Below are 15,886 nucleotides of genomic sequence, written 5' to 3'. Positions count from 1 at the left end.
AATACCTCCTCAATTACGAAATGCTGGTGCTTCAGATTTTGCATCTAGCAGCTCTTTTACTTTATCGTCCAATTTCAATAACGTAACAGAGCATCCTGTCATTTCCAATGCAGTCATATATTCCCCAACAAATGTTTTATAAACCTGTATACCCTTTTCAGCCAAAAGCTGGTGAACTTTTTTATTAACAATGTACAGTTCCATTTCAGGAGTAGCTCCCAATCCATTAATCATGACAGCTACTTCTTCATTGCCAATTAGATCCATATCCATTAGAACTTTTTCCGTTAATTCCGTGGCGATATCATCTGCTGTTGCTACTGGTTTTCTTTCAATTCCCGCTTCGCCATGGATGCCGATCCCGATTTCCATTTCATTTTCCGCAAGATGGAAGCTTGGTTTACCAGCAGCAGGCACGGTACAAGGACTTAAAGCCATCCCCATTGAACGAGTTTGGTTTACGACTTTTTCAGCCGTTGTTTTTACTTCTTCCAGTGAAGCCCCCTGTTCTGCAATAGCACCTGCAATTTTATGAACAAAAACCGTTCCTGCTATTCCTCTTCTGCCTGTCGTAAAGGAACTATCCTCCACAGCCACATCATCGTTGACAATTACCTTTTCCACTTGAATCCCGTCTGCTTCAGCTAATTCCATTGCCATTTCAAAATTAAGCACATCGCCTGTATAGTTCTTAATGATTAAAAATACACCTTTCCCACCATCGACAGCTTTAATTGCTTCATATATTTGATCAGGTGTAGGCGATGTAAATACTTCGCCAGCTACAGCGGCATCCAGCATTCCTTTACCTACATACCCAGCATGTGCTGGTTCATGCCCGCTTCCTCCACCACTCACTAAACCTACTTTGCCTGATACAGGTGCTTCACTTCTTGTAATCACGGTAGTTTCTGGAATTTGCTTTAAAGCATTCGGATATGCGGCAATCATTCCCGCAATCATGTCTTGAACAACCTGGTTTGGATCATTAATAATCTTTTTCATCTTAGCCTCGCCTCCTGTGTCAATTTATAGGTTTTATGAAAAGAGATCAAATAAAATACAGCTTATTGATCTCTTTTCAGCACTGTTATTTAAATGATCTCGTTGCTTCTACCGCCTTTTTCCAGCCAGTGTACAGCTCATTTCTATTTTCTTCAACCATGTTGTTTTCAAATGTTTTTTCATTTAACCATTGTTCTTTAATTTCATCCTTGTCTTTCCAGTACCCAACAGCCAAACCAGCAAGATAGGCTGCTCCTAAAGCAGTTGTTTCTTGAACAACCGGACGCTCTACAGAAACACCAAGCATATCACTCTGGAATTGCATTAAGAAATCATTTTTGACTGCACCGCCATCAACCCGTAATGTTTTTAAATCAATATCTGAATCTGCAATCATCGCATCGAGCACATCTTTAGTTTGATATGCAAGTGATTCCAATGTTGCTCGAATAAAATGCTCTTTTGTTGTACCACGTGTAAGACCGAAAACGGCACCTCTTGCATCACTATCCCAGTAAGGTGTACCTAGTCCTACAAATGCTGGAACCATATAAACACCATCTGTTGAGTCAACTCTTGTTGCGAATGCTTCACTATCCGGAGTTGATTCAATTAATTTCAAGCCATCTCGAAGCCATTGAATAGCAGAACCAGCAACAAAAATACTTCCTTCTAGCGCATACTCTACTTTTCCATCAACACCCCATGCTAAGGTTGTCAGTAACCCATGCTCAGACTTTACCGCTTTTTCTCCAGTATTCATTAGCATGAAACAACCAGTACCATACGTATTTTTCGCCATTCCTTTTTCAAAGCATGCCTGGCCAAACAATGCTGCTTGCTGATCGCCTGCAATTCCTGCAATCGGAACCTCTTCACCAAAGAAATGGTAGCCAACCGTTGTAGCATAGATTTCTGATGACTCGCGTACTTCAGGAAGCATTGACTTTGGTACTGTCAAAATACCAAGTAATTCATCATCCCATTTAAGATCATAAATATTGAATAATAAGGTTCTGGATGCATTGGAATAATCAGTAATATGTGCTTTCCCGCCTGAAAGCTTATACACTAGCCAACTGTCAATTGTTCCAAATAATAGATTGCCAGCCTCTGCTTGTTCTCTTGCACCTTCAACATTATCTAGAATCCATTTCACCTTTGTTCCAGAAAAATAAGGATCGATTAGCAAGCCTGTTTTTTCCCTTATTAAATCCTCATGTCCTTGTTCTTTAAGTTCTCTGCAAATGGCTTCCGTTTGACGTGATTGCCAGACAATCGCCTTATAGATAGGCTTGCCTGTCGTTTTATCCCATACAACCGCAGTCTCACGCTGGTTCGTAATCCCAATGCCCGCAACTTGGTCTGGGTTGATATCGGCTTTTCGCAACACATCAGCTATACACGCAAGCACTGACGTCCAGATCTCATTTGCATCATGCTCAACCCAGCCCGGCTTCGGAAAGAATTGCTCAAATTCCCGTTGGGCAGTTTCTACAATTTCGCCCTTTTGATTAAATAAAATTGCCCGTGAACTTGTTGTACCTTGATCTAATGATAAAATAAATTCTCCTGTCATGCTATATCCCCCTATACTATTTTATTATTTAATTCATCTTGATTTGAGTCATTTTTCTTCAATTCTATATTAGTTGCCCCAATTACAAGTATGACAATAAAACCACTCAATATCCAGAATAGTGCCGAAAAATTACCAAGAAATATCGCTTGATAAAATACTGCACCATATACACCGCCAATAATTGGTCCTGCAACAGGAATCCATGCGTAACTCCAGTCTGAGCCACCTTTTCCAGGTATCGGAAGAAGGGCATGTGCAATTCTCGGTCCCAGGTCACGAGCTGGATTAATCGCATAACCTGTTGTTCCGCCTAAAGACATTCCAATTGCGGCAATCAGTGCACCAACAATTAATGGATTTAACCCTTCCGTAAATTCATTTGCACCAATAAACATAAGACCAAGTAATAAAACAAATGTACCAATCATCTCACTAAGTAAATTAGAAAAAGGACTTCTGACTGCTGGATCTGTTGCAAATACAGCTAGCTTTGCACCTTGGTCTTTCGTTTCTCTCCAGTGTGGCAAGTAATTTAGAAACACGATTACTCCACCAATGAAGGCACCAATCATTTGAGCGCTTACATACATTGGTACCTTCGCCCAAGGGAATTCTCCAGCAGCAGCGAAACCGATTGTCACTGCAGGATTTATATGCGCTCCTGTAAAGTTTCCAACTGCATATACCCCCATTGCTACAGCTAACCCCCAACCAAGAGTGATCAGCACCCATCCAGTTCCTTCAGCTTTCGATTTTTTTAATACAACTCCGCCTACAACACCGCCACCAAAAATAATCAGGATCATGGTACCAATCAGTTCAGCGACAAACTCAGACATACAAACACCCCTTTTAACGTTATTAACCTTATAGACAAGTTAATTCAGCGCATTAAAAAGACCCACACTTCAATAAACATACTTTTCTTTTAGAAAGGTACGATTGAAATGCAGGTCTCCTAGTCTCCACCACATCATTAACTTGTCTTTTTATATTAACTGATGCTGAAAGCGTTGTCAACAGGGTTAACTTATTTTCATAAATTAATTTTATAACATCCAAGCTCAGCTATTATATAAATTAAATTCTTCAATCATTTGCAGGTTCTGCATAAGATTTACTAGTTTAAAGAAACTGCCGACAAATGTGCGTGCTTCGGAAAATACACTACGCTAATATAGCTCTCTACATGTAATTATCAGGATAAAACAGAACAATGTCATTGCACTAGTCTGGTTGGGCGTATGACGCTGACTTCTTAAAAATGATTTAAGAAGTACAGTTCTAAATATCCCAGAGGCTGGTTTTAGAGGTCGAGACCGCGACTGCTCCTGCGTCGAAAGCCGCTTGGACGTCCTCTTTTGTTGTAATCAAACCTCCAGCGATAACTGGTAGTTTTGTCTGATCATATACTTGTTGGATCACACTTGGCATTAATCCCGGTAATACTTCAATACAATCTGGCTGAAATCGTCCAATAAGCTTCAGGTTTTGATCCAGTGCCAGACTGTCCAATAAAAACATGCGCTGAATAGCTAGAAGCTTGTGTTTTTTTGCAAGCTGAATAATATTTCCCCTCGTTGATAAAATACCATCCGGCTTCACCTCTCGAATTAAAAACTCCATGCCAAATTCATCCTGTTTTAAACCTTGTATCAAATCAAAATGAACTAATACCTGTTTATTTGCACGCTTTGTATATGCAACGAGGCTCTTTAATTGAGCAAGACGTGATTCGAGAATAACGATTGAATCTTGGTTCGTTTCAAGTGCTTTATCAAAATCCTTCATTTTTCGAATTGCCGGTAATATTCCTGTGGGCACATCCAAAACTGTCACCTACTTTACCATTCATCTTGGTTTCGTTTTTCCATTTCTTCTTCTGTATAAATTAACTGCATCGGGTTTCCACCAACAAAAGCCCCTGATGGAACATCCTTATGTACAAGTGTTCCTGCTGAAATGATTGCATGATCACCGATCGTAACCCCAGGAAGAATTGTCGAATTGGCACCGATCATTACTTCATCACCAATCTTCACGTCACCAATTCGATATTCTTTTATTAGATATTCATGTGCTAAAATCGTTGTATTATAACCAATAATACTATTACGACCAACTGAAATTTTCTCAGGAAACATAATATCAGGCATCACCATTAATGCAAAGGAGGTCTGTTTCCCAACTTCCATTTTTAAAAACGTACGATAAAGCCAATTTTTCATGCTTAAAAATGGCGTGTATCTTGCAAGCTGAATAATAATGAAATTTTTAACAACCTTCCAAAATCGAACTGTCTTGTAGATTTGCCATAATGAATTTGAACTTTCTACTTTAAATCGTTCCGTTTTCCGCATCACTTACACTCCTACAATTTTTAGCAAATCGGTCATCTCGTCCAGCATATAGGTTGGTTCATATGTTAAAAGCCTTTCTTTCCCCTTAGCAGACCAAGCCACACCCGCTGTCATAACACCAGCATTTTTTCCTGATTCTATATCATGATGATTATCTCCAACCATCAATGTAGTGGCCGCATTAGCTCCTAAAGCTTCCATCGCTTTAAGCACTGGTTCAGCATGTGGCTTCGGGTTTGTAACATCGTCGAAAGTAATTACCGTTTTTAAAAAACGATCTAACCCCGTCAATTTTAATCCCATCTGCACGCTCTTGGACATTTTCGTCGATACAATACCAAGCTGGAACTTCTGCTTGTGTAATTGCTCTATCGTTTCTATTACCTGCGGAAATGCTGTTACATAATGATCATGTTCAGCCAAATTATGCTTTCTATAGGTTTCCAGCATACTGTTTGCTTTTATTGGATCGATCATTTGGAACGTTTCAATTAAGGGAGGTCCGTTAAATTCCAGTATCTCCTCGTGTGTAAATGTTAAATTATATTGCTCGAATGTATGCAGGAAGGATGCATTAATTAACGCATTCGTATCAATTAATGTACCATCCAAATCAAAGAGTATTGTATGAATGTTCATGTAGTGTTTCCTTTCTTCTCTTACTTTCTTTGCTGTTCCAAATAGAAGCAATAATCATTGTCAGGATAATTGCAGTTGTTAAACGTATGATAAGCAGTGGCCAAACAGGTATGCCAAGCGGGATAAATACAAGCGTATCCTCTACGACTGCATGACATGAAACAAGGAAGATGAGAGCCAAATACATATCTTTTTTCGATACCCCGTCCTCTTTTACAGCTTGGATCATTAATCCAGCACCAAAAGCTAATCCAACTGTTAAACCCGCAACCATTGTCATGGATGTGTTTTTGTCCATTCCGAGCAATTTCATAAATGGTGCAAGTTTGTTGGACATCACTGTAAGCAAGCCTTTCTCACGCATCACTTGAATAATCATCATTAATGGAATCACAATCAATGCTAATTGAACTATTGCTAGAAGTGCTGTTTGTATACCATGCAAGGCAATATCAACCCAACTATTCAATACCACTTCAGATGTTGAGACGAATCCATATTGTGCTAACTCTGATCCGCCATTCCATACAAAATTAATTACGAATGCCGATGCGAGTGCAAGACCTATACGCACACCAATAATGAGCCACCAATTGACACCAACTTTGGTTGCCACAGCAGATTCTACAAATAAGTTATGTGAAAATGAAAGCATCATCGCCATTATAAATACTTCTTTTACTGTAAAATCAAATGATATAATTGCTGCAATCCCTGCATATAAGTTTAATGTATTTCCAAGTACTAAGGGAACTGCAGCTTCCCCTGGAAGGCCGATCAATCCCATTGCCGGGGTCAATAATTGAATAATCCACGGCAATACAGGAGTATACTGCAGTATTGTAACAATCAAGGTAATTGGAAAAATTACCTTCCCCAAGGTCAAGGTTGTTTTCAAGCCCTGTTGTAATCCTCGGTTTAACATTCCGATCATTCCATAAACCTCTCTTTCAAAATGGTGGAACCTTATTGTTTTTTCTTCTTTTTACGCTGCTTTTTCTTATGAGTGCTCTTTTTATCTTTAATTGGAATATCAAGATAACGTGCCGTAGTTGTTTTACGACGATAGATGATTAAAATTATGGATACTGCGATAATGACAATTGATATAGCCTGGGCTGTACGCAGTTCACCGAAAACATATAAACTATCTGTCCGCATTCCTTCAATAAAGAACCTGCCAATCGAATAAAGAATTGCATAACCCAGGAAAATTTCTCCACGCAGCGGATTATATTTTCGCATTAAAATTAAGATCGTAAACACGACAATATTCCAAAAGGATTCGTATAAAAATGTCGGATGATATATTACACCATTAATCGTCATCTGATTCATAATAAAATCAGGTAAGTATTGATGAAAGCTTTCATATGTAGCTTGCGAAATTGGTCCTCCATGTGCTTCCTGATTCATAAAGTTTCCCCAACGACCAATCGCCTGCGCAAGAATTAAGCTTGGTGCAATGATGTCAGCTAACTGCCAGAAAGAAATATTCCTGACTCTTGAGAATACAATTGCTGTTAAAACACCGCCAATAATTGCCCCATGAATGGCGATACCACCTTCCCAGATGGCAAATACACCCCACCACGGTCCATCCGCATAGCGTTCCCATTCAAAAGTAACATAGTAGATTCTTGCAAAAATAATTGCGACTGGTACAGCAAACACGATGAAATCAATTAACAAATCCTTCTCTAATCCTAGACGGTTTGCTTCTTTTGTTGCTAGATAGACACCTAAAATTGCGCCAAAGGCGATAATAATCCCATACCAATATACTGTAAATGGTCCCAATTCCAGAAATACTCTATCCAAAGGAGCTGCTGTTGCTAAAATCATTTTTACCCACTCCTATTCACCCACATTTTTTTCATTTTCAATCATCGTTGTTAACCGCTCGGAAAATTCCTCAGCAGCATTAACCCCCATTCGTTTCAACCGAAAATTCATTGCCGCTACCTCTATGATTACTGCAAGGTTTCGTCCAGGGCGTACTGGTACTGTTGATTTTGGTAAATGAACATCCATAATTTTCATTGTGTCTTCATCGAGTCCGAGACGATCGTATTGTTTCTTTTCATCCCAGCTTTCTAAATTGATTACCATCGAAATTCTTTTTTTGCTTCTGACAGAACCAGCACCAAATAAGGTCATCACATTAATGATTCCTAATCCCCTTATCTCCAGTAAATGCTCAATAAGTGGTGGTGCGTTGCCAATTAAGCTTTCGTAGTCTTCTTGGTGAATCTCTACATTATCATCTGCAACGAGTCGATGTCCACGCTTGACAAGTTCCAATGCTGTTTCACTTTTACCTACTCCACTTTGTCCAATAATAAGAACTCCGACACCATAAATATCGATCAGTACACCATGTACTGCTGTAGAAGGAGCAAATTTTTCTTCTAAATAATTCGTAAGCCTGCTTATAACTCGAGTTGTTTTTCGCGGCGAGTGTAAAATCGGCACGCCTGCTTTATTTGCTTCTTCAATTAATACTTGCGGGACTGTCATCCCTCTTGTAACAACAATTCCAGGAGTAATATCTGTGCATAGATTTTCTGCCCTGTTTCTTTTTTCTTCATCCGTCAATTCAAGAAAATATGTCATCTCTGTTTTTCCAATCAACTGAAGACGTTCCTTTGGATAGTATCTGAAATAACCTGTCATCTCTATACCCGGCCGAGATATATCACTTGTAATAATTTCTCTATTGATTCCATCCTCACCTGCTACAAGTGTTAGGTTAAAGTTGTCTAATAAATCACTTGTACGTACAATTGCTGCCATAATCTTATGCTCCTCCAATCATTTGGACGCTAACTGATATACATTTTAGCATATGGAACGAAAAAAACGTAGGATGAGACCTACGTTTTTAACGATTTAATGAATCTTTTACTAAACTATTTAATAACATATTCAGCAATGAAATAACAATTGCGGCTATCAGTGCTGTCCCAAAGCCATCTATTATAAAGGATGGCCCCATTAATGCTTGCGTGAGCATTAATGTAATAGCATTAATGACAATTAAAAACAATCCAAATGTAAAGATTGTAATCGGCAATGTCAAAATGATTAATAACGGCTTTATGAACACATTTAAAATAGATAGAATAAAACTTGCTAATAAAGCTGTTCCAAATCCATCCAGTTGAAACGTTTGAAATAATTGGGCAACAGCAATTAATGCAATAGCATTAAGCACAAGTGATATAATCCAACGTTTAAACATTAGTGGAACCCTATATCTTTCGGTACAATAATCATAGCAATCAGGTAGACTACCGCAAATGTCATAAAGCTCGGAATTAATAGTAATATAAATGCTAACCGCAGAATTGTTGCATCAACATTAAAATAGTCACCGATGCCTCCAAGCACACCACCAACCATACGATTAGAAGTGGAGCGATATAATTTCTTCATAAACCATCATCCTTCCATATATAATCTTTACCCGTTCCCAATCACCATCTAACTTATATACGATGTTGCAAGGTAAAAGGTTTCTTTTTTCAAGTTTCTAATTGCTTTACATTTTTTACTGTTTCAATTTGAAAACACCCTGCTATATACATATGCAAGGGTGTTTATTTTCACGTTATTATTATTTACTTGTATCATCATTTTACACGTATTGCAATTATTTAGTCATTAAATTTCCAACGATAAAAATGTTCTTTGCTAAATCTTTGTTTAATATCCTCTTGGACATCAGTTTCTAATTTATCAACATCTTTAAACTGTCCAAGAACTCCCGCTGCTTGCGAATTATGGCAGAAAATAGCTTCCATTTTTTTATCAAAGTAATTCGTAATATCATTGATTATATCAGGATTGCCAAGTACGTCCATATAGTTATTCGAGATTGCCTGTGCCCACACCTCTGGTCGTTCAGCCGAATCCATTAACTCTACAGCTTCAATTGCAGCAGCACCCAGTGCGTTATGATCTGGATGTACTGCATAATCCGGATAATGGGTAATCACAAGTGTCGGCTTGAGATCCTCCAGCAGTTGTTTTAAATGTAATGCTACTTCTCTTCTGTCTTCAAATTCCAGAGTTTTATCACGGTATCCAAGCATTTTGACTTCCATATCCAGTACTCGGCAAGCATTTAGCAGCTCCACTTTTCGTATCTCTGGTAATGTTTCACGATTCGCAAATGGCGGATTGCCCATGTTTCTTCCCATTTCTCCTAATGTACCACAGAGATAGGTTACCGGCACTCCCTGTTCACGATATTTTAAAATCGTTCCTGCTGCTCCAAACGATTCATCATCTGGATGTGGATAAATAACAACCACATGCTTTTCCATATTTATTCACCTAATTCCAATTATTATTTTTCATGATTTAATGCAGTTGATTCTTGATCAAAAGATATAAACTGTTAACTAACCTATCTGTATTTTTCTTAAAATGTGTACAATAACCGCCGTCCGGGATCGCTTCGGGCGGATGCTTTCCGTGGGCACGGCTTCAGACACGAGCTGTTCCCACAAGACAAGGAATGCTTCGTCAGCATTTACATCATATTTTCAAGTAATCACCGCGCTACGCTCACCCGGACTTATAGGCGCAACGACATTGTTGTCCAGTGTATACCACTAATATTAGGTAGCAAGCTTATACTAGCGGAGGAAACACACGAAGACTCCTATGGGAAACGTGGTCAGAGTGAGACTTCGCAGAACGATAGTTCAAGAGGGCTCACGGGTCACCCTAAGATCCGCATAGTGTGCTTCCGTAGCGGGTATATTCACAATCCCGTAATTGCACATTCTTTCCGGTTTCCTTCAATCACAAAGATTAGTAGCTAAATGGAGTTTCGCTGATTTGTAAGGAGACCATTAATCTACCTTCCCTATCATGTCCGGCAAGTAGTAGTTTTGAGTTTTCATGGATGGTCCAATCGGTTAAACCTTCTGCATAGATCCAGCCTATTTCCATCTTTAACCCAGCACGGTATACATTACCATTGCCAACAATCTTTGCTTGTTCAAAGGTTACTTGGGCATTCCGCATATATACCCCAACATTATAAGCTGCTTTATTTATATGGTTTGCATACGCCCCATTCGTAGTTTCCAAATGGATATAAACTTTTTTATTTATAAACTGATTCAGAATTTGTTGTACATTATCAATCTCTATCGGCTTCATTTTACTATCCTCCAATTCTCTATTACTACTGTATCGAAACCTCGATATCGCGTCAAATAGGGAGCTTGCATCTCTTCATATTAAGAGGAAAAGAAGGCAATGAACATAATGCTCATTGCCTTCTTTTACATGTGGTTCCGTCTATTCTTTGCCGCAGTTCCGAAAGTCCAGTTCCAAATCTCTTGCAACCGAGGTTGGTAATTTTACCATCGTACATCGGGCATTCATTGCTTTTATTATAAGTGGTTATTTCGTACTTATTTTTTCTTTTTCCGCAAGCATGGATTTCATGCGTTCTCGGTCACGTTCAAGAACTGTCTTTAAATATTTTCCTGTATACGATACGTCTGCTTTTTCGGCAATTTGCTCTGGAGTTCCTGTTGCAATAATCTGTCCTCCACCGGCTCCTCCTTCTGGTCCAAGATCAATAATGTGATCAGCAGTTTTTATGACATCTAAGTTATGCTCGATAATTAAAACCGAATCACCATTTTCGACTAATCTTTGTAAAACAGCCAAAAGTCGCTTAATATCATCAACATGTAAACCTGTTGTTGGTTCATCAAGAATATACAATGATTTACCATTAGATCGTCTATGAAGCTCACTTGCCAACTTAACTCGCTGTGCTTCCCCACCTGATAAAGTTGTTGCAGGCTGTCCTAACGTCACATACCCTAATCCAACATCATAGATGGTTTGCAGCTTCCGTTTAATTTTTGGTATTGGAGCAAAAAATTCTAATGCTTCCTCAATGCGCATATTAAGTACGTCAGCAATACTTTTACCTTTATATTTCACTTCTAAGGTTTCTCGATTATATCGTTGTCCATGACATACCTCACATGGCACATAAACATCCGGCAAGAAATGCATTTCAATCTTAATAATTCCGTCCCCACGGCACGCCTCACAGCGTCCACCTTTTACATTAAAGCTAAAACGGCCTTTCTTATAACCTCGAACCTTTGCTTCATTTGTTTGTGCATAGACGTCCCGAATATCATCGAACACACCCGTATATGTTGCCGGATTTGAACGTGGTGTCCGTCCAATTGGCGATTGATCAATATCGATTACTTTATCGATATGCTCAATTCCTTTTATTTTACGGTGTTTCCCTGGCTTATGCTTTGCTGCTTTATAAAGTGACTTTGATAGTGATTTATAAATAATCTCGTTTACAAGTGTACTTTTCCCCGACCCAGACACCCCTGTTACAACTGTCATTAATCCAATTGGTACACTGGCTGAAACGTTCTTTAGGTTATTTTCGGTTGCTCCAATTACTTCAACCTTCCGTTTATCGGCTTTTCGTCGCTCCATTGGCAGGGGGATGAAGTCTTTTCCAGATAAATACCTGCCAGTTAAAGAATCCGGATTTTTCATAACATTTTCTGGTGTATTACTTGCGACAATCTTACCACCATGTTCCCCAGCTCCTGGTCCAATATCAATCAGCCAATCTGCTGCAAGCATTGTATCCTCATCATGCTCCACGACAATCAAGGTATTATCCATATCACGCATTCTTTGCAATGTTTCAATTAAACGATCATTATCTCGTTGATGCAAACCAATGGATGGTTCGTCCAGGACATAGAGGACCCCAGTTAGTGCTGAGCCAATCTGCGTAGCAAGCCGGATTCGTTGTGCTTCACCACCGGAAAGTGTGCCTGCTGTTCGAGAAAGTGTTAAATAATCTAACCCTACATTATTTAAAAATTCCAGTCTGTTATCAATCTCTTTCAAAATCATTTTAGCAATTTGCTGTTCCTTTTCGGTCAGCTCAAGTTTTTTAAAGAATTTTATCGCTTCTACTATAGAAAATTTAGTAACCTCGCTTACATGTAAACCATTAATCAAAACAGCTAATGCTTCTTGCTTTAATCGGTGTCCCTTACATTTTGGGCAGTTTTTTTGAGCCATGTATTTTTCAAGTGTTTCACGAATAAATTCAGAGGAGGTTTCCTTATAACGGCGTGCTACATTGTTTAAAACCCCTTCAAAAAGAATATCTGTATCTCGAATATTTCCAAACTCATTTTTATAATAAAAATGTATTTTCTCTTTTCCACTGCCATTTAAAATCTTATCCATTTTATCTTCTGGAATATCTTTAACAGGTATATCCATATCAATATCAAAATGGTTACATACACTCCTCAAAAGCTGAGGATAGTACTGGGAACTAATTGGCTCCCATGGTGCAATCGCGGCTTCATTTAAGGTTTTATCCCAATCCGGAATGACTAAATCCAGATCGACCTCTAATTTTGTTCCTAATCCATCACAGCTTGTACATGCACCAAACGGACTGTTAAAAGAGAACAAACGAGGCTCTAACTCCCCAATGGAAAAGCCACAGATCGGGCATGCATGGAGCTCACTGAAAACAAGTTCTTCCCCATCAATAATATCAACAATGATTCTTCCTTCACCTAATCGAAGTGCAGCTTCAATGGAATCACTTAATCGCCCAGTGATGCCTTCTTTTACAACAACACGATCAATGACGACCTCAATCGTATGCTTTTTGTTTTTTTCCAGTTTGATTTCGTCTGTTACTTCCCGCATCTCTTTATCGACGCGAATGCGAACATAACCTTCCTGCTTAAGCTTTTCTAATACTTTTACATGCTCTCCTTTTCGACCGGAAACGACTGGAGCTAAAATCTGCATCTTCGTTCGCTCTGGATATTCTAAAATGCGATCGACCATCTGCTGGACGGTTTGTGAACTAATTTCAATCCCATGCTTTGGACAGGTAGGCCTTCCAATTCTTGCATATAATAAACGCAGATAATCATATATCTCTGTGACTGTCCCTACGGTTGATCTTGGATTGTTGCTCGTTGTCTTCTGATCAATGGAAATTGCCGGTGACAGTCCTTCTATGGAATCCACATCGGGTTTATCCATCTGACCAAGAAACTGTCTGGCATATGCAGAAAGTGATTCAACATACCGCCTCTGACCTTCTGCATAAATCGTATCAAATGCTAAAGATGACTTTCCCGAACCAGATAAGCCCGTTAAGACAACAAGTTTATTTTTCGGAATTTCAATATTAACGTTTTTTAAATTATGTGCACGTGCACCTTGTATTTTAATTGTTTTATTAAGCATGAAATGCTCATCCTTCCGCTTTAAGTTCAAAGATCACATCACGAAGCTCTGCTGCTTTTTCGAAATCGAGTGCTTTGGCAGCTTCTCTCATTTCTTTTTCCATTTGCTCGAGCACCTTCGTTTTTTCTTTCTTCGTTAGTTTCGTTAAGCCTTTTGTCGTTGATTCATATTTCTCCTGATCTTCTGCAGCAATCGTCGCTTTAATAACATCACGAACTTCTTTACGAATCGTTTTAGGTACGATATTATGCTCCTTGTTGTATGCCATTTGAATACTGCGTCTTCGATTCGTTTCGTCAATTGCCACTTGCATCGAATTTGTAATCTTGTCGCCATACATAATAACTTGACCATTTTCATTACGCGCAGCTCTCCCCATCGTTTGGATTAAGGAACGTTCTGATCGCAAGAAGCCTTCTTTGTCAGCATCCAGGATTGCTACAAGTGAAACCTCTGGGATATCCAAACCTTCACGCAATAAATTGATACCAACAAGCACATCATATTTACCTACACGAAGATCACGAATAACCTCAATTCGTTCAAGTGTCTTAATCTCTGAATGTAAGTATGCCACTTTTATTCCAATTTCTTTCAGATAATCGGTAAGATCCTCCGACATTTTCTTAGTCAGTGTCGTAACGAGCACACGTTCATTCCGCTCTGTGCGTTTGTTAATTTCCTCTATTAAATCATCGATCTGACCTTCAATTGGCCGTACTTCAATTTCCGGATCAAGTAATCCAGTCGGTCGAATAATTTGTTCGGTCATCACAGGATTATGCTCCAATTCATATGGACCAGGTGTAGCAGATACATAAACAAGCTGTTTTGTTTTCCCTTCAAATTCTTCAAATTTCAGTGGACGGTTATCCAATGCTGATGGGAGCCTGAATCCATGATCAACAAGTACTTGTTTTCTTGCTTGGTCCCCATTATACATTCCTCGTATTTGGGGTAGCGTTACATGTGACTCATCGATAATAACAAGAAAGTCTTTCGGAAAGAAATCAATCAATGTATATGGTGTTGCACCTGCTTCTCGCAATGTTAAATGCCGGGAGTAATTTTCAATTCCGGAACAGAATCCCATCTCCCGCATCATTTCTAAATCATAATTTGTTCGTTGCTCTAAACGCTGTGCTTCAAGCAGCTTATTATTGTTTCGCAACTCTTTTAGACGGTCTTCTAATTCTTTTTCAATATTTTTAATCGCAACCTTCATTTTTTCCTCACCAGTAACGAAGTGGGAAGCCGGGAAAATTGCTACATGTTCTCGATCACCTATAATTTCACCAGTGAGTGCATCAACCTCACGGATCCGATCAATTTCATCTCCGAAAAATTCTACACGAATACAATGCTCTTCTCTGGAAGCAGGAATGATTTCAACAGAATCCCCTCGCACCCGGAAGGTTCCACGTTGAAAATCAATATCGTTACGCGCATATTGAATATCTACTAAATTGCGGAGCAGCTGGTCACGATCCTTCTCCATTCCCATTCGCAATGAAAGCACCTGGTTACGGTATTCTTCTGGATTACCCAGACCATATATACAAGACACGCTAGCAACAATCAGCACATCATTTCTTTCAAAAAGTGCAGAGGTTGCAGAGTGACGTAATTTATCAATTTCATCATTAATACTTGCATCTTTTTCAATGAATGTATCTGTTGAAGGCACATACGCTTCAGGCTGATAATAGTCATAATAGCTAACAAAATACTCAACCGCATTATTTGGAAAAAACTCTTTAAATTCACTGTACAATTGTCCAGCTAACGTTTTATTATGTGCAATTACAAGAGTCGGTCGATTAATCTCCTTGATAACATTCGACATCGTAAATGTTTTTCCAGTTCCTGTCGCACCTAGCAGTGTTTGATGTCGCTGCCCTGCCAGAACCTTTTCCGTTATCTCTTTAATTGCAGTTGGCTGATCTCCTGCTGGCTTATAGCTCGATACAAGTTCAAATTTTCCATCCACAGC

At 39.0% G+C, this 15,886-nt stretch carries 15 protein-coding genes; all 15 read right to left on the bottom strand.

The annotated features are described in order from the left end of the window. Positions 1 to 9: 9 nt before the first annotated feature. Complete coding sequence (gene dhaK, locus NSQ77_RS17540) at positions 10 to 1,005, bottom strand: dihydroxyacetone kinase subunit DhaK (RefSeq protein ID WP_339227358.1); 996 nt, start codon at positions 1,003 to 1,005, stop codon at positions 10 to 12. An 85-nt stretch (positions 1,006 to 1,090) separates the two neighbouring features. Then, positions 1,091 to 2,584 carry a glycerol kinase GlpK gene (glpK, locus tag NSQ77_RS17535; RefSeq protein ID WP_339227357.1) on the bottom strand — a complete coding sequence of 498 codons (1,494 nt, stop codon included), beginning with the start codon at positions 2,582 to 2,584 and terminating at the stop codon, positions 1,091 to 1,093. Between the two features lie 11 nt (positions 2,585 to 2,595). After that, positions 2,596 to 3,426: an MIP/aquaporin family protein gene (locus NSQ77_RS17530; protein ID WP_339227356.1), complete on the bottom strand. Its 831-nt coding sequence runs from the start codon at positions 3,424 to 3,426 to the stop codon at positions 2,596 to 2,598. 445 nt (positions 3,427 to 3,871) lie between these two features. Further along, a complete protein-coding gene (locus NSQ77_RS17525; protein WP_339227355.1) occupies positions 3,872 to 4,417 on the bottom strand; it encodes a glycerol-3-phosphate responsive antiterminator in 546 nt (181 codons plus the stop codon). A 14-nt stretch (positions 4,418 to 4,431) separates the two neighbouring features. Further along, positions 4,432 to 4,947, bottom strand: a complete 516-nt coding sequence (locus NSQ77_RS17520) for an acyltransferase (protein WP_339227354.1) — start codon at positions 4,945 to 4,947, stop codon at positions 4,432 to 4,434. Between the two features lie 3 nt (positions 4,948 to 4,950). Beyond that, complete coding sequence (gene ppaX / locus NSQ77_RS17515) at positions 4,951 to 5,586, bottom strand: pyrophosphatase PpaX (protein WP_339227353.1); 636 nt, start codon at positions 5,584 to 5,586, stop codon at positions 4,951 to 4,953. Further along, the gene (locus NSQ77_RS17510; RefSeq protein ID WP_339227352.1) at positions 5,561 to 6,520 is read right to left on the bottom strand and encodes a nucleoside recognition domain-containing protein; all 960 of its coding nucleotides are present in this window, start codon (positions 6,518 to 6,520) and stop codon (positions 5,561 to 5,563) included. Before NSQ77_RS17510 ends, ppaX begins: the two co-directional genes overlap by 26 nt. Positions 6,521 to 6,552: 32 nt before the next feature. Continuing rightward, a complete protein-coding gene (gene lgt / locus NSQ77_RS17505) occupies positions 6,553 to 7,431 on the bottom strand; it encodes a prolipoprotein diacylglyceryl transferase (protein WP_339227351.1) in 879 nt (292 codons plus the stop codon). A 12-nt stretch (positions 7,432 to 7,443) separates the two neighbouring features. Then, on the bottom strand, positions 7,444 to 8,382 hold the full coding sequence (gene hprK / locus NSQ77_RS17500; RefSeq protein WP_339227350.1) for an HPr(Ser) kinase/phosphatase: 939 nt from the start codon (positions 8,380 to 8,382) through the stop codon (positions 7,444 to 7,446). An 88-nt stretch (positions 8,383 to 8,470) separates the two neighbouring features. Next, complete coding sequence (locus NSQ77_RS17495; protein WP_339227349.1) at positions 8,471 to 8,830, bottom strand: phage holin family protein; 360 nt, start codon at positions 8,828 to 8,830, stop codon at positions 8,471 to 8,473. Further along, entirely contained in the window at positions 8,830 to 9,024 is a 195-nt protein-coding gene (locus tag NSQ77_RS17490) for a PspC domain-containing protein (protein ID WP_339227348.1), read from the bottom strand. Before NSQ77_RS17490 ends, NSQ77_RS17495 begins: the two co-directional genes overlap by 1 nt. Before the next feature lie 221 nt (positions 9,025 to 9,245). Beyond that, positions 9,246 to 9,917, bottom strand: a complete 672-nt coding sequence (bshB2, locus tag NSQ77_RS17485) for a bacillithiol biosynthesis deacetylase BshB2 (RefSeq protein ID WP_339227347.1) — start codon at positions 9,915 to 9,917, stop codon at positions 9,246 to 9,248. 493 nt (positions 9,918 to 10,410) lie between these two features. Further along, the gene (locus NSQ77_RS17480) at positions 10,411 to 10,764 is read right to left on the bottom strand and encodes a YojF family protein (protein WP_339227346.1); all 354 of its coding nucleotides are present in this window, start codon (positions 10,762 to 10,764) and stop codon (positions 10,411 to 10,413) included. 246 nt (positions 10,765 to 11,010) lie between these two features. Next, positions 11,011 to 13,893 (bottom strand): excinuclease ABC subunit UvrA, encoded by a 2,883-nt coding sequence (gene uvrA, locus NSQ77_RS17475; protein ID WP_339227345.1) that lies wholly within the window; start codon positions 13,891 to 13,893, stop codon positions 11,011 to 11,013. 7 nt (positions 13,894 to 13,900) lie between these two features. Then, positions 13,901 to 15,883: an excinuclease ABC subunit UvrB gene (gene uvrB / locus NSQ77_RS17470; protein WP_339227344.1), complete on the bottom strand. Its 1,983-nt coding sequence runs from the start codon at positions 15,881 to 15,883 to the stop codon at positions 13,901 to 13,903. Between the last annotated feature and the right edge of the window lie 3 nt (positions 15,884 to 15,886).

This window comes from Oceanobacillus sp. FSL K6-2867, from assembly GCF_037963145.1.
Taxonomy (GTDB): domain Bacteria; phylum Bacillota; class Bacilli; order Bacillales; family Amphibacillaceae; genus Oceanobacillus.
This window is presented reverse-complemented; position numbering and strand designations above follow the sequence as displayed.